The following is a 19,791-nucleotide window of genomic DNA, read 5'->3' as shown; positions in this document are numbered from 1 at the left end:
CTGCGCTGACCGAGCTACGGGTTCCCCGCGTCTGCGATCCGGTAGCCCGGACAGGCGCGCAGCGCCGCCTCCGGGACGGTGTCGGGGTGATGCATCGGCGTGGCTTCTTCCCGGCTCGCGCTGCGCTTAGCCGGGCTACGAGCTGACCGGGGCTACGGGTTTCCCGGCGTCTGCGATCCGGTAGCCCGGCTAAGGCGTTTACGCCGCGAGCCGGGAAGGGGGCTGATGCCAGCATCTTTACCCCAGCGGGCCGCCCTGAATGGTTTCGCACAGACCGTTGATAATCCGCTCTCCGGTTTCGGATTTCAGCTCCTGATACCAGGCTTCCGTCAGCGCCATATCTTTACCGTGGGTCACATCGCAGCGTTTACGCGCCTTCAGCACCAGGTCGCGGACCCGGTCGCAGCGCTGCGCTTCGTACTGGCGCAATACCTCGGTGATATCCCGGCTCTGGCGGAACAGATCCCCCAGCACCACCGCATCCTCCAGCGCCGCGCAGCCGCCCTGGCCGATATCCGGCGTGGTGCTGTGCCCGGCATCGCCCAGCAGCGCCACCTTGCCGCGAACCAGCCGTTCAAACGGCTCGATATCATGGATTTCAATGCGGTTAGTGGTCTGCGGATCGAGGGCGGCGATCAGCTTCTGCACCTGCGGCGACCAGCCGCTGAAGTAGCGGCTGAGATCCGCGCGCAGGGTGCTGCGATCCTCGGCCAGCCCCGCCGGGAGCGGAACATCAAAGAAAAAGTAAAACCGTCCATCGGAGACCGGCATCAGCGACACCCTTTTCCCCTCGCCAACGAAGGTGGTCCACTGGTTGCCCGGCGCAATCGCCTCATCAATTTCCACCAGACCGTTCCAGTTAACGTAGCCCGCGTAGCGGCGCTCAGGGGTATAGCCGAGCACGTACGGGCGCAGCGCCGAATGGCTACCGTCGGCGGCGATCAGAAAATCGCCTTCAGCCATCGACCCGTCGGTAAACCAGACGCGAACCCCGTCGGCGTTTTCTTCGCAGCGGGTGACGCGTTTACCAAACTGCACGGCGTCGCGCCCCCAGAAGTCGAGCATCTCGCGCTGCAGCTCGGCGCGGGAAACCGGACAGGGACGGCCGCCGGTGCGCGCCACCAGCGGCGCGAGGCTGAACTGCGTCAGAGTCTCCCCGCGCAGATAATCCTTGTAAGCCAGAAAATACATGGGGCCGCCGTAACTCTCGATAATATCCCCCATGCCTAAATGCTTCATGCACTTAACGCCGTTAGGCCAGATGGAGATGGCCGCGCCCACCGGCTTGATTTCTTTCACCGCTTCAAAGACTTCGCAGTGGATACCGGCATTTTTTAATGCCACCGCCGCGCTCAGGCCGCCGATTCCGCCGCCGATAACTAATGCTTTCATTTACTTCTCCTTTACATACGTCGTTATTGGCTTGAGCAATTTGCGTACCACTTTGGCGCAGGCGCTGATTTCGCCGATTCGGGCTCCCCGCGACCGTGCGGTTGCACAACGCTGGTGCGCAGAGCGGGTTTTATTGCCTTTTTATGAATCAATAATTTCTAAATTTGCAATGGAGAATCTAATGTTTCATTGTCGCGCCGAGGTCAGACGCCAGAGGGCTGGCAAAAACGATGGGTTATCTGCTTGAAAAAACGGAATAAAATTAAATGTTGCGCAAATGTGAGCGAGTTTGGCCTGTTTTGTGCACCCGTACCCGCACGCTTATTCGCAACGGGATGAAACGACCATGTCAGATGAAAAAAACGGCGGCTTACTGTACGGCCTTGAGCAGCGGATCCCGCCGCTCCCGGCTTTTTTTAGCGCCTTACAGCACGTACTCGCCGGGCTGGTAGGCATTATTACGCCGCCGCTGATTATCGGCGCGGCGCTGGGGCTGGGGGAGTGGCTGCCCTATTTGATCAGCATGTCCCTGCTGGCTTCCGGCATCGGGACCTTCCTGCAATCCAACCGCCTGTGGGGGATCGGCGCGGGCATGATCTGTATGCAGGGGACCAGCTTTGCGTTCCTCGGCGTCGCCATTGCCGGCGGTATGTGGGTAAAAGGGCAGGGCGGCACGCCGCAGGATATTATGGCCATGCTGTTTGGCGTCAACGTTGTTGCCGCGCTGGTGCCCTGTCTCGTTAGCCGCTTTATTGAACCGCTGAAGCGCATTTTTACTCCGGTGATTACCGGCAGCGTGATTGCGCTGATCGGCATTAGCCTGATTAAAGTCAGCGTCATTAACTGGTGCGGCGGCGAGCAGGCTAAAGCGTTTGCCAGCATGAGCAATATCGCCCTCGGCGCGGGCACGCTGGGGACCATCGTCCTGCTGAGCTGTGCGAAAAACCGCTGGCTGCGTCTCTCTTCGGTGGTGGTGGGGATTGCCGTCGGCTGCGCGGCGGCGGCGCTGAGCGGATCGTTCCAGCTTAAAGGCGTCGGCGATGTCTGGTTCCGCTTACCGCAGCTGTTCCCGTTTGGTTTTCAGTTTAACAGCGCGATTTTTCTGCCGATTGCGCTGGTGTCGCTGGTCTGCATTCTTGAGGCGGTAGGCGATCTGACGGCCAATTGCCTGATCTCTCAGCAGTCGATAGATGACGAGGCCTTTCGTTCGCGGCTGAAAGGCGGCATTCTTGCCGATGGCATAAGCTGCATGGTGGCGGCGATGCTGTGCGCGTTCCCCAATACCACCTTTGCGCAAAACAACGGCGTGATTCAGATGACCGGCGTCGCCAGCCGCTACGTTGGCCGCTACATCGGGGTGATTTTGATTCTGCTGGGCCTGTTTCCGCCATTCGGCGAGATACTGCGCCAGATCCCGGCGCCGGTGCTGGGCGGCGCGACGATGGTGATGTTTGGCTGCGTTGTGGCGGCGGGGATCCGCATTATCACCCAGAAACCGCTGACCCGCCGCGATATGCTGATCGTTGGCCTGGCCTTCGGTTTTGGTCTCGGCATTGAAGCGGTTCCGGCGTTTCTGACCCACTTCCCGCCGATCGTGGGTAACCTGTTCGGTTCCGCGGCGACCAGCGGCGGGCTGGTGGCGATTGTCCTGAATCTGATTATTCCGGAAGAGAAACCGGCCGCGGCGGCGGCCACAAGGAGCACCGATGATCGCGCTGAATCACTTTAATCAGCTGAGCGGTGAACATGCCGTCGCCGTGCTGGAACCCTGCGTGGCCGTCTCCGGCTGGGCGGCGGCGCTGGCCGCCGGCCGGCCCTGGCGCAGCCGCGCTGATTTACTCAGCGCCGCCCGGCGGCTGATGGCGGCGTGGGGCGAAGCGGAGCTGACCGAGGCGCTAAGCGCCCATCCGCGTATCGGCGAAAAGCCCGCCGGGTCTCAGGCGCACGCGGCGCTCTCGCGTCAGGAACAGGGAAGCGTTGATGACCGCGATGCTGCGCTGGCGCAGGCGCTGAAAGAGGGCAACGCCCGCTACGAAGCGCGATTTGGCCGGGTCTTTTTGATTCGCGCGAAAGGGCGCAGCGGGGATGAAATCCTGGCGGCGCTGTCGCGTCGCCTGCAAAACAGCGAGCGCGCAGAAGTCGAGGACGCGTTAGCGCAGCTGCGCGAAATCACCCTATTAAGACTGGAAGGAGCGATTGGCGAATGAGTACTTTAAGCACCCATATTCTGGATATTTCCACCGGCCGACCGGCGCAGGGCGTAAAGATTGCGCTGGAGCGCGAAGGCGCGCTGGTTGCCCGCGGCGTCACCGATGATAACGGCCGCATTGGCGAACTCGGCGCCGGGACGCTGGCGCCGGGGCGTTACCGGTTGTGCGCGGAAATCGGCGAGTGGTTTGCCGCCAGCGGGCGCGAGACGCTCTACCTGAGCGCGCAGATTGATTTCGTCATCCGCGAAGCGGCTGGCGAGCACTATCATTTACCGTTTTTAATTGCCCCCGGCGGCTGGTCCACCTATCGCGGCAGCTAAATTTCCCCGGAGGCGGCGCTGCGCGCCTGTCCGGGCTACGAGTTCGGCACTGTCTGTGGTCTGGTAGCCCGGACAGGCACAACGTGCCGCCTCCGGGAAAGGGACTACTGCGCAGCCGCATCCCCCCACACGCGCTCGCCGTTTACCCACGTCTCGCTGATATTACGTTCATCGCCCAGGGTCATCAGCACGAACAGCTGTTCATAGATATCTTTGCAGCGCCCGCTGCGCAACCTTTGCAGCGGCGTGACCGCCGGGTCGATAACCACAAAATCGGCCTCTTTGCCGGGCTGGAAATTGCCAATCTTCTCGTCAAGGCGCAGCGCGCGCGCGCCGCCAAGGGTCGCATGGTAGAAGGCTTCGCTGGCGCGCAGGCGATAGCTTTGCAGCTGGCTGACCTTATACGCCTCGCCGAGGGTGCGCAGCATACTGAACGTGGTGCCCGCGCCAACATCGCTACCGATGCCCATGCGCACTTTGTTCTGCCAGCAGGCCGGTAAACGAAACAGCCCGCTGCCGAGAAACAGGTTTGACGTCGGGCAGAAGGCCAGCGCTGAGCCGGTCTCGTGCAGGCACTGCCACTCGGCGTCCGCCAGGTGAATGCCGTGGGCAAACACGCTACGCTCGCCGGTCAGCCGATAGTGATGGTAGACGTCAAGATAGTGCTCATGCTCCGGCCACAGGCTTTTTACCCACGCCACCTCGTTGAGGTTTTCGCTCAGATGGGTATGCAGCCAGGTATCGGGAAACTCTTCCCGCAGCTGCCGCACCGCGGCCAGCAGCTCCGGCGTTGAGGTCGGCGCGAAGCGCGGCGTAATGGCATAGCCGAGGCGGCCGCGCCGGTGCCAGCGTTCAATCAGTTCGCGGGTTTGCCGGTAGCTCTGCTCCGCGCTTTCGCTAAGGTAGTCCGGCGCGTGGCGATCCATCATCACTTTGCCGGCGAGCAGGCGCATATTCAGGCGCAGCGCTTCGTTAAACAGGGCATCCACCGATTGCGGATGCAGCGTACAAAAAACCAGCGCGGTGGTGGTGCCGTGGCTCAGCAGCTGGTTGACAAAAAACTGCGCGATCTCCGCGGCGTAGTCGGCATCGGCAAACTGGCTCTCCACCGGAAAGGTATAAGTGGTGAGCCACTCCAGCAGCTGCTCGCCAAATGCGCCGATCATCTCGGTTTGCGGATAGTGGACGTGGGCATCGACAAACCCCGGCAGCAGTAGCTTACCGCGCAGGTCGCGATAGCCCTTCTGCGGGTGCAGAAAGCGTTCGCCCTCCTGCCACGGCAGCAGCGCCTGAATGCGTCCGTCGCGAAGAAACAACACGCCATCCTCCAGATAGCGCGCCTGGCGGGCGATATCGTCGGCGCTCTCGGCAACCCCGGCGATATCGAAAAATGCGCCGCGAACCGCGGCATGGTAGTCAAACATCATAGCTGCCCTGTGGGTTAGCGAAAGGATAGGTTGATTGAGCAAGATTAATGCCAGTTTGCGCAGGCGGAGAGCCGCCGCGACGTGACGCCGCGGCGGGAAGGCCGGGTTACTCTTTCTGGGCGAGGGCGCTGAAGCCGGCGGTGGCGCCGACGCGCTCGTCGCGGGCGATCCAGCGGTAGGCCGCGCCGCTCAGGAAGACGCCGATAAACCAGCTAAAGTTAGCCACTTCGTGCAGGGCCGGAATAAAGCTGATGACCAGACCAATCGCGACGGAGGGTACCAGGGCGGCGATCGCTTTCGGGTTAAAGCCGTTGCGGTACCAGTACTGGCCTTTTGGCGTGTCGTCGAACAGGTCGTTAACGGAAACCTTGCCGCGCTTAATGATGTAAAAGTCCACGATCAGGATACCGAACAGCGGGCCGATAAACGCCCCCAGCACGTCGAGGGTGTAGTGGATCAGCTCCGGCGAGTTAAACAGGTTCCACGGCGTCAGCAAAATCGATCCCACGGCGGCAATCATCCCGCCGGTGCGGAAGCTGATTTTCTGCGGCGAGCAGTTAGAGAAATCGAACGCCGGGGAGACAAAGTTGGCCACGATATTAATCCCGATGGTGGCGGTGATCATGGTCAGCAGGCCAATGGCGACCGCCAGGTCGTTACCCACGCGGCTCACTGTCTCAATCGGGTCGGTGATCATGCGGCCAAACAGCGACTGCGTGCCGGAGACAATCACCACGGTCACGATGGAGAACAGCAGGAAGTTAAACGGCAGGCCCCAGCGGTTGCCGCGGCGGATCTCACCCATGCTTTTGCCGTAGCGCGAGAAATCGCCAAAGTTGAGCAGCGGGCCGGAGAAGTAGGAGACCACCAGCGCGGTGGCGGTGATCATCTGCCAGGTCTGCTCCCCGGCGCTCAGCGATTTGCTGGCGAGGGTAAAGGAGATCCCGTCAAAACCGGTCTTGTATACAATCCATCCCGCCAGCGCCAGCATTACCACGTAGACCGCCGGGCCGGCGATATCGATAAAGCGCTTGATGGCGTTCATCCCGTGCCAGAACACCATCGCCTGCAGCAGCCACATGGTGGCGAAGCAGAGCCAGCCCAGATGCGACAGGCCAAGGAAGCTGGAAGCGGTGAGCGTCGACAGCGAGGGCCAGAACTTCAGCAGCACCAGCATCAGCGCGTTGGCGGCGAGATAGGTCTGAATGCCGTACCACGCGAAGGCGATAAGCCCGCGGATCACCGCCGGAATATTGGCTCCAAAGACGCCAAACGCCTGACGGCAAATGACCGCGTAGGGCACCCCCGCCATCTGGCTGGGCTTCGCCACCAGGTTATCGCACAGCTGAACGATGCAAATCCCCACCAGCAGGCACAGCAGCACCTGCCAGCTCGCAAGACCAAGAGTAAAGAAGCTCGCCGCCACCACGTAGCCTCCCATGCTGTGCACGTCCGACATCCAGAAAGAAAAGATGTTGTACCAGCTCCAGTTCTGGTCGCGGGTTGGCGCCAGATCCTCATTGCAAAGCCGTGGGCTGTATCCAGCGTGGGGATCAGCGGCCTTAACCTGATGCGTATTTTGTTGATTTGGCATGAAACCTGCTCCTGTAAATGAACACCCGTTTAAATGGATTGCCGAGGCTGTTGCAGGAATCAGGCCAAAACAGTTAATTTTGTATGCAATAATTAAATTTTATGTATACGATCCGATATCAAAAAGTAAAAACCGGAGTGGTGAATGAGCAACCAACATCGTCTGCAGGCCGCGCCAGAGCTGCAGGATAAAGACGAATCCATCTATCAGGCGCTGATGACCGCGATCGTCGAGCATCAGCTGCCGCCGGGGAGCAAACTGCCGGAGGAGGCGCTGGCGGAGGTGTTTGGCGTAAGCCGCACCGGGATCAGAAAAGTGCTGCAACGACTCGCGACTGTGCAAATGGTCGCCCTGACGCCCAAACGTGGTGCACAGGTCGCCAGCCCAACGGTCGAAGAGGCGCAGGCGATCTTTCGTACCCGCGCGCTGCTGGAGGTGGCCAACCTGCCGGATGTGCTGACCCGCTGCCAGCCGCCGCACCTGGCGGCGCTGGAGGCCATTATCCGTCAGGAGCAGCAGGCGCATGAACGCTATGACGGCCCGGCGGCGATCCGCTATTCGGCCGAGTTTCATATTCAGCTGCAGGCGATCTCCGGCAATCAGGTGCTCACCGAGATGGTGACCCGCCTGAGCCAGCGTTCATCCTTGGTTATCGCGGCGTGGGGATCGCCGTGGCGTCAGGGCTGCCGCTGCGACGATCACGAACAGCTTGTCCAGCTGCTGCGCGACAAGGCGCTCCAGCCCCTGAGCGACGCCTTAAGCCACCATTTTGAACATATTGTCGCCAGCCTCTGTTTTGAGCGCTCTGGCGTGACCCTGCCCGATTTTGCCCGGCTGTTTGCCGGCTATAAGGAGCCGTAATGGCCGCTGTTTGTATACAAGTCATCAACCCCAACACCAGCCTGGCCATGACGGAAACCATCGGCGCCGCCGCGCGGGCGGCTGCCGCGCCGGGAACCGAGATTCTGGCGGTCTGCCCCCGCGAGGGCGTGCCGTCGATAGAGGGCCACTTTGATGAAGCCATCGCCGCCGTCGGCGTACTGGAGCAGATCAAAGCCGGTCGTCAACAGGGGGTAGACGGGCACGTGATCGCCTGTTTTGGCGACCCCGGGCTGCTGGCGGCGCGCGAGCTGGCGCAGGGGCCGGTGGTGGGGATTGCCGAAGCGGCGATGCATATGGCGACGCTGGTGGCCACCCGTTTTTCCATCGTGACCACGCTGCCGCGCACCCTGATCATCGCCCGTCATCTGCTGCACCAGTATGGTTTTCATGACCACTGCGCCGCCCTGCACGCCATTGATTTACCGGTGCTGGCGCTGGAGGACGGCAGCGGTCTGGCGCAGGAGAAAGTACGAGCGCGCTGTATCCAGGCGCTAAAAGAGGACGGCTGCGGGGCTATCGTGCTGGGCTGCGGCGGGATGGCGACGCTGGCCCAGGAGCTGACCCGCGAGCTGCGCGTGCCGGTGATCGATGGCGTCAGCGCGGCGGTCAAAATGGTTGAGTCGCTGGTGGCGTTAGGCCTGTCGACCAGCAAGCAGGGCGATTTAGGGTTTCCGGAAGCCAAGGCGTTGAGCGGCAAATTTCAGGCATTAAATCCCTTTTAATATGAAGAGGTAGCAGATGGCATTTTTGGCAGACGATTACCCACGCGACCTGCGCGGCTACGGCGGACAGCCGCCGCACGCGCGGTGGCCGAACAACGCGCGCATCGCCGTGCAGTTTGTTCTGAACTACGAAGAGGGCTCGGAAAACCACGTGCTGCACGGCGATGCCGGTTCTGAGCAGTTTCTGTCCGATATTATCGGTGCCGCCAGCTATCCTGACCGGCATATGTCGATGGATTCGCTGTATGAGTACGGCAGCCGCGCCGGTTTCTGGCGCATCCATAATGAGTTCAGCCAGCGGGGACTGCCGCTGACCGTGTTTGGCGTCGCCATGGCGCTGGCGCGTCATCCCGAGGTGGTCGAGGCGATTAAGTCGGCGAACTATGACGTGGTCAGCCACGGCTGGCGCTGGATCCACTACCAGAATATGCCTATCGAGCAGGAGCGGGAGCATCTTCATAAAGCCGTGCAGGTGTTAACCGATCTGTTTGGCAAACCGCCCACCGGCTGGTATACCGGGCGCGATAGTCCCCATACCCGCCAGTTGGTGGTGGAGCACGGCGGTTTTGATTACGACAGCGACTATTATGGCGACGATCTGCCGTTCTGGAGCGAGGTGGCCTGCGGCGACGGGACGCGTAAGCCGCACCTGATCGTACCTTATACCCTCGACGCCAACGATATGCGCTTTGCCACCGCCCAGGGGTTCAATACCGCCGAGCAGTTTTACACCTATTTGAAAGACAGCTTCGATGTGCTGTACGCCGAGGGGGCCAGCGCGCCGAAGATGATGTCCATCGGGATGCACTGCCGCCTGCTGGGGCGCCCGGGCCGCTTCCGCGCGCTGCAGCGTTTCCTTGATTATGTGCAGCAGCACGACCAGGTTTGGGTCTGCACTCGTCAGCAGATTGCCGACCACTGGCGCGACGTTCATCCGTTCCGGGGGTAAAGGCGTTCCCCGGGTCGCGCCGCAAGCGGCTTACCCGGGCTACAGCTCTGCAAACGGCCGCAATCCGGCAGCCCGGGTAAGCGCAGCGCAACCCGGGGGATACCGGGAAAGGCGCGGGGCTTAACTCATCAAACTCACCTGGGCGGCGACGATGCGCCAGCCGCAGGGGAAGCGCACCCAGGTTTGCTGCTGTCGGCCAATGCGTTCGCTGCCTTCGCGGGTGAATTCGGTGCTGCACACCGCGTAATCCTCGCCGAAGGTGGTGATGGTGGTGTGCCGCAGCGCGCGCTGCAGGCCGGCGGCCGGGCGGGCGGCGCGAAAGGCGCGGATTTCGTCGATACCGTAGAGATTTTCCCCGGCCCCCAGCCGCACCGTGCGCTTATCGTGCCAGAACAGCTCATCCAGCACCGCGATATCGTTGCTCACCAGCGCTTCCTCATAGCGGTAAAACGCCGCCGTCACCTCCGCGAGAACCAACGGGCGATTAATCTGCTCTTGCGTCATCATGCTGCTATCTCCACCGGGCGGGCGTCGGTAATGCCCATCTCTTCCAGCGCCCGCGCCGCGCGCAGACAGGCTTGTTCATTAAAAGGCGCGGCAATCAGCTGCAGGCCAATCGGCTGACCGTTCGCCGTACGCAGCGGCACGGTGACCACCGGCAGGCCAAGGAAGGAGATGGGCTGGGTCAGCATCCCCATGCTGGCGCGAATCGGCAGCGGCTGGCCGTTAATCTCCATGGTCTGCGCGCCGATGAGCGTCGCGCTGCACGGCGTGGCCGGGGCGATCAGCACATCCGCATGGGCGAACAGGGCTTTAAACGCCTGCTGCGCGTGGCGGCGGAAGCGCTGGGCCTGAAGATACCAGGCCGACGGGATCATCGCGCCCGCCAGCAGGCGCTCGCGGGAGTTCGGCTCAAAACGTTCGGGCTGGCTACGCAGCGCGGGCAGGTACTGATTTCCGCCCTCGGCGGCGCTGATAATAAACGCCGCCGAGCGGGCCAGCTCCGCCTCCGGGAAAATCACAGCCTCATGCGCCGCCAGCGCCCCGGCGACGCGAGCGACGGCCGCACGGGCGTCGTTATCGCACCATGTCGTAAAATAACCGCCGAGCGTGGCGCAGCGCAGGCCTTCGAGACCGCGCGACAGCAGATTAGCCGTGCGCTCGCTGGCCTTGTCGGCCTGAAAACCATCGCCCGGATCGCGACCCTGCAGCGCATCGTAGACCGCCGAAAGGTCGCTGACGCAGCGGGCAAACGGACCGATATGGTCGAGGCTGGCGACGAAAGGATGGCTGCCGGAGCGCGATAAACGGCCAAAGGTCGGCTTGAGGCCGAAGATCCCGCACAGCGAGGCCGGGACGCGAATGGAGCCGTTGGTATCGCTGCCCAGCGAGAAATTCACCAGCCCGGCGGCCACCGCCGCCGCCGACCCGCCCGAGGAGCCGCCTGCAATCCGCGAAAGATCGTGCGGGTTACGCGTAGCCCCGTAGTGGCTGTTCTCGGTGGTAAAACCGTAGGCGTAGGCATCCATATTCAGCATCCCGGAGAGCAGCGCACCTGCGCTATGCAGCTGGCGCACCGCCCAGCTGTCGGCGGCGGCGGCGGGGCGATCGCTCAGCAACTGCGCACCGGCAAGGGTGGTATGGCCGGCGACATCGAACAGATTTTTCACCGCGTAGGGAACGCCTGCCAGCGCGGGCAGGGGCTTTTTTTCCCGCCGCAGGGTATCGATATTCTCCGCCTCAGCGAGCATGCGCTTTTCGCTGACGTGGGTCCAGGCGTTGATCTGCGGGTTAACGCGGGCGATGTTCTCCAGGGTGTGGCGGGCGATCTCTTTGGCGCTGAGCTCGCCGGCGGCCAGCGCGCGCTGGATTTCGTGAATCGTCATTTCAGGTAGCTTCATGCTTTATAGACTCCGGCGATTTCGACGCGATCGTCGAGGGGAAAGGCCAGCAGCGGCCCGGCCATGGCGGCAATGCGGCTAAACTGCATCCTGAGCTCTGCGCGCCGCGCATCGTCCAGCTCCAGCGCCAGCAGCTGTTCCATTTGTGTGAGGTAAGCGTCCCATTCGTTGTGCGGTGTGTTCATCATCAGCTCCTAATAGCCGGCGGCGGAGCCGTTGCTGCGCGGATCGCTGGCCCCCTCAAACAGGCCGTTGGGATGGCGTACAATCGCCCCGGCGTGGCCCATGGCTTCGCTAAAATCGGCCAGCACGTCAACGTCGTGCCCCAGCTGACGCAGGCGGGCAACGCTTTCGGCGCTGAAGCGGCCCTCCAGCTTGAGCGAGTCGGAAGTCTGCCCCCAGGTACGCCCCAGCAGCCAGCGCGGCCGGGTGATGCTCTCCTGTAGCGGCACGTTTTGCATGACGTAGCGGGTGAAAATAGCGGCCTGAGTTTGCGGCTGGCCGTCGCCGCCCATGGATCCGTACACCATCACCCGGCCATCGTTCAGCCTTGCGGCGGCGGGGTTGAGGGTGTGAAACGGCTGCTTGCCGGGCGCCAGCGCCAGCAGGTGGCGCGGGTCGAGGCTGAACGATGCCCCGCGGTTCTGCCAGACAATGCCGCTTTCCGGCAGCACCACGCCGCTGCCGAACTCGTGGTACAGGCTTTGGATAAAGGAGACCGCCAGCCCGCTTTTATCGATAACCCCCATCCATACGGTGTCGCCCGGGCCTTTGCCCGCGCCCCACGGGGCCGCCCGCTGGTCGTCGATATTCTCCGCCAGCGGCTGCAGCGCCGCCGGCGCCAGCAGGCTCTGGATATCGACATCAAGGTGGCGGGGATCGGTGATATGCGCGTCGCGCAGGCCGAAGGCCAGCTTGGTCGCCTCCACAATTCGGTGGACGGTCATCGCATCGTCGGCATCGGCCATCGCCAGCCTGTCGGTGATGCCGAGGATCGCCAGCGAAACCAGTCCCTGGGTCGGCGGCGCGAGGTTCCACAGTTCGCCGTGCTGGTGCGCCAGCCTGAGCGGCTGGGGGCGGCGAGCGCGATGCTGCTGTAGGTCGCTAAGGGTGACGGGCAGTCCGTACTTTTCCATACCGCGGGCCAGCTGCTCCGCCAGCGGCCCGCGATAGAAGCTGTCTAAACCGTCTTCGGTTAATCGGCGCAGAGTGTTCGCCAGCGCCGGCTGCAAAAAGCGGCTCCCGGCCTTCGGCGGCTGGCCGTCCACCAGAAAGGTTTCGGCGAAGCCGGGCTGGTCGCGCAGTTCGCTGAATTTATCGGCGGTCGCGCTGGCCTGCGAGGCGGTCACCGGGATACCGCCGGCGGCGTAGCCGATGGCATCTTCCAGCAGACGCGTCAGCGGCAGCGATTTCCCGGTTAACTCCCGCGAAACCTTAAGCGCTTCGTCCCAGCCGCTGACGGTGCCCGCCACGGTCAGGGCCGCCTGCGGTCCGCGGTGGGGGATCTGCGCGAGGCCGGCGTAGGCCTGCGGCGTCGCCAGCGACCCCGCCGCGCCGCTGGCGTCAATGGCGATGGGATCGCCCTCGGGGGGCACGATAAGCCAGAAGCCATCGCCGCCGAGGCCATTCATATGCGGGTAAACCACGGCGATGGTCGCAGCGGCGGCGACCATCGCTTCGATGGCGCTTCCGCCTTCGCGCAGAACCGCCAGCGCGCTCTGGCTGGCCAGATGATGGGGCGCAACCGCCATCCCGCGGGCGGCAACATGACTTTGCATGGGGTGTCCTCAATTAAGCGAAATGTCCGCAGAGGGTTGCAAAAGCTGTTCCATGTCTGAACGTAAAGTTTCAATCGTTGCCGACGATGCGCGTTTTTTGCCGAACTGGCATGCATTATGAAAGGCGTTAGCGGTATAGTGCGGTGAAACGAAAGTTACAGAGGTCTTATGCAACAGCTTGATGAACGACTGAAAGAGCAGTACCCGTCATTATCGCCCCAGGAGCAGCGGGTGGCGGATTTTATTTTCGATCATTTTGATGACCTGATTAGCTACAACAGCGCCGAGCTGGCGCAGCTGAGCGGCGTATCGAAAGCCACGGTCAGCCGTCTGTTCAAGCGCCTGGGCTATGAAAAATATAAAGATATGCGCGATGAGCTGCGCACCCTGCGCCAGAGCGGAATGCCACTGACCGATAATCGCGATGCGGTGCAGGGTAACACGCTGCTGGCGCGCCACTATAAACAGGAGATGGCCAACCTGACCCAGTGGGTTAACGCCCTTGATGTCCAGCAGTTCGCCGAGGCGATTCAGGCGCTGGTGAGCGCCCGGCGTATCGTGATTATCGGCATGCGCAATGCTTATCCGGCGGCGCTGCATCTGCGCCAGCAGCTCCTGCAGGCGCGCGGGCAGGTGCTGGTGCTGCCGCAGCCGGGACAAAGCTTAAGCGAAGAGCTGGTGGATTTAACCGCCGACGATCTGGTGGTGGTAATGGCGTTCCGCCGCCGCCCGCGAATTATTCGCCCGCTGCTGCAGCAGCTGCAGAGCAGCGGCATTCCGGCGCTGCTGATGTGCGAGCCGCAGGCCCACGGCCTGTTTCCGCTGGCGCGCTGGCGGCTCTGCGCACCGCTGGATAGCGTATCGGCCTACGACAGCTACGCCTCGGTCAATAGCCTGATCAATCTGCTGTCGAACGCCTTTCTGCACGAAATTCTCGATAAAGGCCGCCCGCGCATTCACGACATCGCCACCCTTTATCAGCAGCTGGACGAGCTGGAACAACGATAATGGGGCGCCAGCGTGGTGCTTTGCATGGTTTTGGTGCGATAAAATAATAGGGGAACGCGCGGTTGTTCCCTCTTAATTCCTCAATTTCCCTTGTTTTACGTTCATTTAGCCAAACGGCGGGCTAACCCGATGCGCAGCGCTTTATCTGGCACATTAGTTGCAAAACTGACTTCAAAGAATCTTTTGTTTCATGCTAACGTAACGGGTAAACATCATGAAGAAACTGTTGATCGCACTGGCCGGGGCCGCTTGTCTGTTAACCAACCTCCCGGCGGCGAAAGCTGACCAGCTCCAGGATATTGAAAAGCGCGGCACGATCCGCATTGCGGTGCCGCAGGATTTCCCGCCGTTTGGCTCGGTGGGCACCGACCTTCAGCCGCAGGGCTACGACATCGATATGGCGCGCTATCTCGCCAAAGAGATGAAGCTCAAGCTGCAGCTGGTGCCGGTGACCAGCGCCAACCGCGTGCCTTATCTGCAAACCGATAAGGTGGACCTGGTGATTTCCAGCCTCGGTAAAAACGCCGAGCGCGAAAAGGTGATCGACTTTAGCCGCGCCTATGCGCCGTTCTTCCTCGGCGTATTTGGCCCGAAAGGCGCGGAGCTGAAAGACCCGGCGGCGCTGAGCGGTAAAAGCGTGGGCGTGACCCGCGGCGCGGTGGAAGATATGGTGCTGACCAGCGTGGCGCCGAAAGAGGCGCAGATTAAGCGCTACGAAGATAACAACACAACGCTGTCGGCCTATTTATCTGGCCAGGTGCAGTATGTGGCCACCGGCAACCTGGTGGTGGCGGCCATCTCCCGGCAGAACGCTGACAAGGCCCCGGTGCCGAGCTTTATGCTGAAGGATTCGCCGTGCTTTATCGGCCTGAAAAAGAACCAACCGGCCCTGAAGGCGAAAGTGGATGCGCTGATTGAGCAGGGCGTAAAAGACGGCACCCTGAACGGTTTGTCTGAGAAGTGGCTGAAAGCGCCGCTGCCTGCCAGCCTCGGCGCATAAGGTCCGGGCATGACGGAGCAACTTCATTTTTCTGCGCTCTGGCCGCACTGGCCGGAGCTGCTGGCGGGGCTGTGGGTGACCATTCAGCTGACGGTGCTGGCGACGATAGGTGGCCTGACGATTGGCATCTTCGGCGCCGCCATCCGCAGCGGGCGTCCCACGTGGTTCAGCCGGATTTGGGGCGGGTATGTCGAACTGATTCGCAACACGCCGTTTGTGGTACAGCTGTTTTTTATCGTCTTCGGCTTACCGAATCTGGGGCTGAAGATGACGGCGGGCGAGGCCGCGCTGCTGGCGATGGTGGTCAATCTTGGGGCCTACAGTACCGAGATCGTACGCGCCGGGATTCAGGTGACGCCGAAAGGTCAGTGGGAAGCGGGGCGCGTACTGGGGCTGACCCGGACGCAGATCTTTATTCAGGTCATTCTGCCGCCCGCGCTGCAGCGCATTTATCCGGCGCTGGTGAGCCAGTGCATCATCGTCATGCTCGGTTCATCGGTGGTGTCGCAGGTCTCTTATGAAGAGCTGACCTTTGCCGCTAACCTGATTCAGTCGCGCACCTTCCTCAGTTTTGAGGTCTATCTGGTGACGACGGGGATTTATTTAGCGCTGTCGATAACGATGCGTCAGCTGCTGATGGCGGCGGGACGTAAATGGCTGGGGGTGCAGGCATGATGACCACCTTTACCGATTGGGACATTGTCCGCAATCTGCTGCTGGCCGGGCGCTGGACGGTGCTGCTGTCGCTGGTGGCGTTTCTCGGCGGCGCGCTGGTCACGCTGCCGCTCCTGCTGCTGCGCATGACCGGCGGGCGTCAGGTAAAACGCCTGATCCGCGGCTATGTCGAACTGTTTCAGGGGACGCCGCTGCTGATGCAGCTGTTTCTCGCCTTTTTCGGCGTGGCGCTGTTCGGCATCGACGTTTCGGCGTGGACCGCGGCGTCGCTGGCGCTGACGCTGTATACCAGCGCCTTTTTGCTCGATATCTGGTTTGGCAGCATCCGCGCCCTGCCAAAAGGGCAGTGGGAAGCCTCGCGCTGTCTGGGGCTGAGCTTTGGCCAGACGCTGTATCGGGTCGTCGCCCCGCAGGCGCTGCGGATCGCCATCGCCCCGACGGTGGGGTTTGCCGTGCAGGTGATCAAGGGTACCGCGCTGGCGTCGATTATCGGCTTCGTCGAGCTGACCAAAGCGGGAACGATGCTGACCAACGTGACGTATCAGCCGTTTAAAGTCTTTGCGCTGGTGGCGCTGGGCTATTTCATTCTGTGTTACCCGCTGTCCCGCTACAGCCGTCATCTGGAGAACAAATTCAATGCCTCTCATCACCATTAATCAGATGCAGAAGTACTACGGCGATAACCACGTGCTCAAGGGCGTCGATCTGGATATCGATATGGGCGAAGTGATCTCGATTATCGGCCGCAGCGGGTCGGGCAAAAGCACGCTGCTGCGCTGCATCAACGGCCTGGAAGGCTATCAGGAAGGCAGCATTAAGCTCGGCGGGATGACCATTACCGACCGCGAATCGCAGGCGCGGGAGATCAGCCGCTCTATCGGCATGGTGTTCCAGAGTTTTAACCTGTTTCCGCATATGACGGCGCTGGAAAACGTGATGCTGGCGCCGCGTCGGGTGCTGAAGAAGAGCGCCGCCGAGTGCCGTGAACTGGCCCAGCGGATGCTGGAAAAGGTCGGATTGGGCGACCGGCTCGATTACTACCCGTCGAGTCTCTCCGGCGGCCAGCAGCAGCGCGTGGCGATTGCCCGCGCGCTGGCGATGTCGCCAAAAGTTTTACTCTGTGACGAGATCACCTCGGCGCTGGATCCGGAGCTGGTTGGCGAAGTGCTTAAGGTGCTGGAGCAGCTGGCGGCGGAGGGCATGACGCTGATTCTCGTGACCCATGAAATGAATTTTGCCCGCGAAGTGGGCGACCGCGTCGTGTTTATGCATCAGGGACGGGTCTGGGAGCAGGGCGACAGCAAAACGCTGTTCGCCAACCCGCAGACCAGCGAACTGAAGCAGTTTATTTCCTCCGTGCGCGGCCTCAATCAATAAGGACTTAAAGATGGATATCACTCAGTTTCCGCAACTCAATCCGCCGTCGCGCCTGCTGATGGGGCCCGGCCCGATTAACGCCGACCCGCGCGTGCTGCGCGCCATGTCGAGCCAGCTGATCGGCCAGTACGACCCGGCGATGACCCACTATATGAACGAAGTGATGGCGCTGTACCGCGGCGTATTTCGTACCGAAAACCGCTGGACGATGCTGGTGGACGGAACCTCAAGGGCCGGGATTGAGGCGATCCTGGTTTCGGCTATTCGGCCGGGGGACAAGGTGCTGGTGCCGGTGTTTGGCCGCTTCGGCCATCTGCTGTGCGAAATCGCCCGCCGCTGCCGGGCGGAAGTGCACACCATTGAAGTGCCCTGGGGTGAGGTGTTTACCGCGGACCAGGTGGAGGATGCCATCAAACGTATTCGTCCGCGCCTGCTGCTGACGGTGCAGGGCGACACCTCCACCACGATGCTGCAGCCGCTGGCGGAGCTGGGGGATATCTGCCGCCGCTATGACGTACTGTTTTACACCGACGCCACCGCTTCGCTGGGCGGTAACCCGCTGGAAACCGACGCCTGGGGGCTGGATGCGGTCTCGGCCGGGATGCAGAAGTGCCTCGGCGGCCCGTCCGGCACCTCGCCGATTACCCTCAGCGCGCGCATGGAAGAGGCGATTCGCCGCCGCAAATGCGTGGAAGAGGGGATTCGCACCGATGCCCACCGCGACGGCGACGAGGAGATGATCTACTCCAACTATTTCGATCTCGGCATGGTGATGGACTACTGGGGGCCGGAGCGCCTTAACCATCATACCGAGGCCACTACCGCGCTGTTCGGCGCCCGCGAATGCGCACGGCTGATCCTCCAGGAGGGGCTGGATAACGGCATTGCCCGCCATAAGCTGCACGGCGACGCGCTGGTCAAAGGCATTCAGGCGATGGGGCTGGAGACCTTCGGCGACCTGAAACATAAGATGAACAACGTGCTGGGCGTCGTTATCCCGCAGGGTATCAACGGCGACCAGGCGCGCAAGCTGATGCTGGAAGATTTCGGTATTGAAATCGGTACCTCGTTCGGCCCGCTGCACGGCAAAGTGTGGCGGATCGGCACCATGGGCTACAACGCGCGTAAAGACTGCGTGATGACCACGCTCAGCGCGCTGGAGTCGGTGCTGAACTATCTCAAATTCTCCACCACTCAGGGCGCGGCGATGCAGGTCGCGTGGGATCACTATCGCAGCGAGAGCGCCCAATGAGTCCAGCACAACGCCAGCAGGCGGAAATGCAGCAGGCCGCGGCGCGGGTGATGGCCCGCGCCGATGAGCTGGCCGCGATCAGCGAAACGCCGGATGCCCTGACCCGGGTTTATCTCTCCCCACAGCATCTCGAGGCCAACCAGCGGGCGGCGCGGTGGATGACCCAGGCCGGAATGACCGTCTGGCAGGACAGCGTCGGCAATATTTGCGGCCGCTACGAGGGAGAGCAGGAGGGAGCGCCCGCCATCCTGCTGGGGTCGCACCTTGATACGGTGCGCAACGCCGGGCGCTACGACGGGATGCTCGGCGTACTCACGGCGATCGAAGTGGTGCACGGTCTGCATCAACAGGGGCGGAGGCTGAAACAGGCCATCGAGATTGTCGGCTTTTGCGATGAAGAGGGGACGCGCTTTGGTATTACGCTGCTCGGCAGCCGCGGGATAACCGGTACCTGGCCCGAGAGCTGGCTGGCGCAGACCGATGCCGACGGCGTCAGCGTGGCGCAGGCGATGGTGCTGGCGGGGCTGGATCCGGCGCGCATTCATCTTGCCGCCCGCCGCCCGGAGGAGATTGCCGCCTACCTGGAACTGCATATCGAGCAGGGGCCGTGCCTCGAGCAGGAAGGGCTGGCGCTGGGGGTGGTCGAGGCGATCAACGGCGCGCGTCGCCTGAACTGCCGCTTTACCGGCGAGGCGGGACACGCCGGGACCGTGCCGATGAGTCATCGCAAAGATGCGCTGGCCGCCGCCGCCGAGTGGATGGTGCGGGTAGAGACCCTGACCCGCGAGCAGGGCGGAAACCGGGTCGCCACGGTGGGTACGCTGCGCTGCGCGCCCGGCGCGGTTAACGTGATACCCGGCGACGTTACGCTGACCCTGGATATTCGCGGGCCGCACGACCAGCCGCTGGATGCGCTGCTGGATACGTTGCTGAATGAGGCGCAGGCCATTGCTTCTCGTCGCCAGCTGCGGTTCAGTGCCGAAGAGTTTTACCGTATTGCCGCCACCGCCTGCGATAGCGGATTGCAGCAGGTATTGAGCGAGGCGGTGCAGGCGGTGCAGGGGCGTTCGCTGACGCTGCCGAGCGGCGCCGGGCATGATGCCATCGCCATGGCCGAACGCTGGCCGTCAGCGATGCTATTTGTGCGCTGCAAAGGCGGCATCAGTCATCATCCCGCCGAGTCGGTCACCGCCGACGATGTGGCGCTGGCGATAGCGGCCTATTCGCGCGCGGTGTCGGCGCTGGATGCCGGGAAGTAGCGGCTATCGTTTCGCTTCTGGTAAACCGGGCATAGCGCAACCCCC

19 protein-coding genes and 1 pseudogene are annotated in these 19,791 nt (G+C 62.3%); 13 read left to right on the top strand and 7 right to left on the bottom strand.

Annotation, left to right across the window (positions count from 1 at the left end):
• Nucleotides 1–237: 237 nt before the first annotated feature.
• Nucleotides 238–1,392 (bottom strand): FAD-dependent urate hydroxylase HpxO, encoded by a 1,155-nt coding sequence (gene hpxO, locus ABLU67_RS21575; protein WP_014228756.1) that lies wholly within the window; start codon nt 1,390–1,392, stop codon nt 238–240.
• 346 nt (nt 1,393–1,738) lie between these two features.
• Here hpxO and ABLU67_RS21570 point away from each other — a divergent pair, with 346 nt between their 5' ends.
• The 3 genes from ABLU67_RS21570 to uraH are packed head-to-tail and all read left to right on the top strand — an operon-like array spanning nt 1,739 to nt 3,922.
• Entirely contained in the window at nt 1,739–3,121 is a 1,383-nt protein-coding gene (locus tag ABLU67_RS21570; protein WP_014228757.1) for a nucleobase:cation symporter-2 family protein, read from the top strand.
• On the top strand, nt 3,099–3,599 hold the full coding sequence (uraD, locus tag ABLU67_RS21565) for a 2-oxo-4-hydroxy-4-carboxy-5-ureidoimidazoline decarboxylase (protein ID WP_014228758.1): 501 nt from the start codon (nt 3,099–3,101) through the stop codon (nt 3,597–3,599). Before ABLU67_RS21570 ends, uraD begins: the two co-directional genes overlap by 23 nt.
• The gene (gene uraH / locus ABLU67_RS21560; RefSeq protein ID WP_025106221.1) at nt 3,596–3,922 is read left to right on the top strand and encodes a hydroxyisourate hydrolase; all 327 of its coding nucleotides are present in this window, start codon (nt 3,596–3,598) and stop codon (nt 3,920–3,922) included. The genes uraD and uraH overlap by 4 nt, the downstream gene beginning before the upstream one ends.
• A gap of 104 nt (nt 3,923–4,026) precedes the next feature.
• Here the strand turns inward: uraH and guaD are convergent, their stop codons facing one another.
• Nucleotides 4,027–5,346 carry a guanine deaminase gene (gene guaD / locus ABLU67_RS21555; RefSeq protein WP_025106222.1) on the bottom strand — a complete coding sequence of 440 codons (1,320 nt, stop codon included), beginning with the start codon at nt 5,344–5,346 and terminating at the stop codon, nt 4,027–4,029.
• Nucleotides 5,347–5,455: 109 nt separating this feature from the next.
• A complete protein-coding gene (locus tag ABLU67_RS21550; protein ID WP_348852530.1) occupies nt 5,456–6,943 on the bottom strand; it encodes an NCS1 family nucleobase:cation symporter-1 in 1,488 nt (495 codons plus the stop codon).
• A gap of 144 nt (nt 6,944–7,087) precedes the next feature.
• On the opposite strand from ABLU67_RS21550, the gene ABLU67_RS21545 reads away from it, so the two are divergent.
• From ABLU67_RS21545 to puuE, 3 genes and pseudogenes are all read left to right on the top strand, one after another.
• Nucleotides 7,088–7,804: a GntR family transcriptional regulator gene (locus tag ABLU67_RS21545; protein ID WP_014228762.1), complete on the top strand. Its 717-nt coding sequence runs from the start codon at nt 7,088–7,090 to the stop codon at nt 7,802–7,804.
• Nucleotides 7,804–8,676 (top strand): annotated as a pseudogene (locus ABLU67_RS21540) (aspartate/glutamate racemase family protein); the annotation flags it as partial. The gene ABLU67_RS21545 and the pseudogene ABLU67_RS21540, both read left to right, overlap by 1 nt.
• Nucleotides 8,564–9,496, top strand: a complete 933-nt coding sequence (gene puuE, locus ABLU67_RS21535; protein WP_004849698.1) for an allantoinase PuuE — start codon at nt 8,564–8,566, stop codon at nt 9,494–9,496. The pseudogene ABLU67_RS21540 and the gene puuE, both read left to right, overlap by 113 nt.
• Before the next feature lie 120 nt (nt 9,497–9,616).
• On the opposite strand, the gene hpxZ is transcribed toward puuE, so the two are convergent.
• The 4 genes from hpxZ to hpxW are packed head-to-tail and all read right to left on the bottom strand — an operon-like array spanning nt 9,617 to nt 13,175.
• Complete coding sequence (gene hpxZ / locus ABLU67_RS21530; protein WP_009653539.1) at nt 9,617–10,003, bottom strand: oxalurate catabolism protein HpxZ; 387 nt, start codon at nt 10,001–10,003, stop codon at nt 9,617–9,619.
• Nucleotides 10,000–11,397, bottom strand: a complete 1,398-nt coding sequence (locus ABLU67_RS21525; RefSeq protein WP_014228766.1) for an AtzE family amidohydrolase — start codon at nt 11,395–11,397, stop codon at nt 10,000–10,002. Before ABLU67_RS21525 ends, hpxZ begins: the two co-directional genes overlap by 4 nt.
• A complete protein-coding gene (gene hpxX / locus ABLU67_RS21520) occupies nt 11,394–11,582 on the bottom strand; it encodes an oxalurate catabolism protein HpxX (protein WP_047725089.1) in 189 nt (62 codons plus the stop codon). The genes ABLU67_RS21525 and hpxX overlap by 4 nt, the downstream gene beginning before the upstream one ends.
• Before the next feature lie 9 nt (nt 11,583–11,591).
• The gene (gene hpxW / locus ABLU67_RS21515) at nt 11,592–13,175 is read right to left on the bottom strand and encodes an oxamate amidohydrolase (RefSeq protein WP_064358687.1); all 1,584 of its coding nucleotides are present in this window, start codon (nt 13,173–13,175) and stop codon (nt 11,592–11,594) included.
• A gap of 168 nt (nt 13,176–13,343) precedes the next feature.
• Between hpxW and hpxU the strand changes: the two genes are divergently transcribed.
• The 7 genes from hpxU (at nt 13,344) to hpxK (ending at nt 19,746) form a co-directional block, all read left to right on the top strand.
• Entirely contained in the window at nt 13,344–14,183 is an 840-nt protein-coding gene (gene hpxU, locus ABLU67_RS21510) for a MurR/RpiR family transcriptional regulator HpxU (protein WP_004849708.1), read from the top strand.
• 214 nt (nt 14,184–14,397) lie between these two features.
• On the top strand, nt 14,398–15,183 hold the full coding sequence (locus ABLU67_RS21505) for a transporter substrate-binding domain-containing protein (protein ID WP_014838043.1): 786 nt from the start codon (nt 14,398–14,400) through the stop codon (nt 15,181–15,183).
• Between the two features lie 9 nt (nt 15,184–15,192).
• A complete protein-coding gene (locus ABLU67_RS21500; RefSeq protein WP_064375815.1) occupies nt 15,193–15,858 on the top strand; it encodes an amino acid ABC transporter permease in 666 nt (221 codons plus the stop codon).
• Complete coding sequence (locus ABLU67_RS21495) at nt 15,858–16,514, top strand: amino acid ABC transporter permease (RefSeq protein WP_014228771.1); 657 nt, start codon at nt 15,858–15,860, stop codon at nt 16,512–16,514. Before ABLU67_RS21500 ends, ABLU67_RS21495 begins: the two co-directional genes overlap by 1 nt.
• Nucleotides 16,495–17,235, top strand: coding sequence for an amino acid ABC transporter ATP-binding protein (locus ABLU67_RS21490; protein ID WP_025106229.1), 741 nt, complete (start codon nt 16,495–16,497; stop codon nt 17,233–17,235). The genes ABLU67_RS21495 and ABLU67_RS21490 overlap by 20 nt, the downstream gene beginning before the upstream one ends.
• 10 nt (nt 17,236–17,245) lie before the next feature.
• Nucleotides 17,246–18,487, top strand: coding sequence for an alanine--glyoxylate aminotransferase family protein (locus tag ABLU67_RS21485; protein WP_064405530.1), 1,242 nt, complete (start codon nt 17,246–17,248; stop codon nt 18,485–18,487).
• A complete protein-coding gene (gene hpxK / locus ABLU67_RS21480; RefSeq protein WP_032749654.1) occupies nt 18,484–19,746 on the top strand; it encodes an allantoate amidohydrolase in 1,263 nt (420 codons plus the stop codon). Before ABLU67_RS21485 ends, hpxK begins: the two co-directional genes overlap by 4 nt.
• The last annotated feature ends 45 nt before the right edge of the window (nt 19,747–19,791 follow it).

The sequence above is a fragment of the Klebsiella sp. GN_Kp190 genome, from assembly GCF_040061795.1.
In the GTDB taxonomy this organism is placed as follows: domain Bacteria; phylum Pseudomonadota; class Gammaproteobacteria; order Enterobacterales; family Enterobacteriaceae; genus Klebsiella; species Klebsiella michiganensis.
This window is presented reverse-complemented; position numbering and strand designations above follow the sequence as displayed.

Bases quoted from the DNA above. Each gene is read 5' to 3' on its own strand.
- hpxO (WP_014228756.1), bottom strand. From the start codon at position 1,392: ATGAAAGCATTAGTTATCGGCGGCGGAATCGGCGGCCTGAGCGCGGCG.
- ABLU67_RS21570 (WP_014228757.1), top strand. From the start codon at position 1,739: ATGTCAGATGAAAAAAACGGCGGCTTACTGTACGGCCTTGAGCAGCGG.
- uraD (WP_014228758.1), top strand. From the start codon at position 3,099: ATGATCGCGCTGAATCACTTTAATCAGCTGAGCGGTGAACATGCCGTC.
- uraH (WP_025106221.1), top strand. From the start codon at position 3,596: ATGAGTACTTTAAGCACCCATATTCTGGATATTTCCACCGGCCGACCG.
- guaD (WP_025106222.1), bottom strand. From the start codon at position 5,346: ATGTTTGACTACCATGCCGCGGTTCGCGGCGCATTTTTCGATATCGCC.
- ABLU67_RS21550 (WP_348852530.1), bottom strand. From the start codon at position 6,943: ATGCCAAATCAACAAAATACGCATCAGGTTAAGGCCGCTGATCCCCAC.
- ABLU67_RS21545 (WP_014228762.1), top strand. From the start codon at position 7,088: ATGAGCAACCAACATCGTCTGCAGGCCGCGCCAGAGCTGCAGGATAAA.
- puuE (WP_004849698.1), top strand. From the start codon at position 8,564: ATGGCATTTTTGGCAGACGATTACCCACGCGACCTGCGCGGCTACGGC.
- hpxZ (WP_009653539.1), bottom strand. From the start codon at position 10,003: ATGATGACGCAAGAGCAGATTAATCGCCCGTTGGTTCTCGCGGAGGTG.
- ABLU67_RS21525 (WP_014228766.1), bottom strand. From the start codon at position 11,397: ATGAAGCTACCTGAAATGACGATTCACGAAATCCAGCGCGCGCTGGCC.
- hpxX (WP_047725089.1), bottom strand. From the start codon at position 11,582: ATGAACACACCGCACAACGAATGGGACGCTTACCTCACACAAATGGAA.
- hpxW (WP_064358687.1), bottom strand. From the start codon at position 13,175: ATGCAAAGTCATGTTGCCGCCCGCGGGATGGCGGTTGCGCCCCATCAT.
- hpxU (WP_004849708.1), top strand. From the start codon at position 13,344: ATGCAACAGCTTGATGAACGACTGAAAGAGCAGTACCCGTCATTATCG.
- ABLU67_RS21505 (WP_014838043.1), top strand. From the start codon at position 14,398: ATGAAGAAACTGTTGATCGCACTGGCCGGGGCCGCTTGTCTGTTAACC.
- ABLU67_RS21500 (WP_064375815.1), top strand. From the start codon at position 15,193: ATGACGGAGCAACTTCATTTTTCTGCGCTCTGGCCGCACTGGCCGGAG.
- ABLU67_RS21495 (WP_014228771.1), top strand. From the start codon at position 15,858: ATGACCACCTTTACCGATTGGGACATTGTCCGCAATCTGCTGCTGGCC.
- ABLU67_RS21490 (WP_025106229.1), top strand. From the start codon at position 16,495: ATGCCTCTCATCACCATTAATCAGATGCAGAAGTACTACGGCGATAAC.
- ABLU67_RS21485 (WP_064405530.1), top strand. From the start codon at position 17,246: ATGGATATCACTCAGTTTCCGCAACTCAATCCGCCGTCGCGCCTGCTG.
- hpxK (WP_032749654.1), top strand. From the start codon at position 18,484: ATGAGTCCAGCACAACGCCAGCAGGCGGAAATGCAGCAGGCCGCGGCG.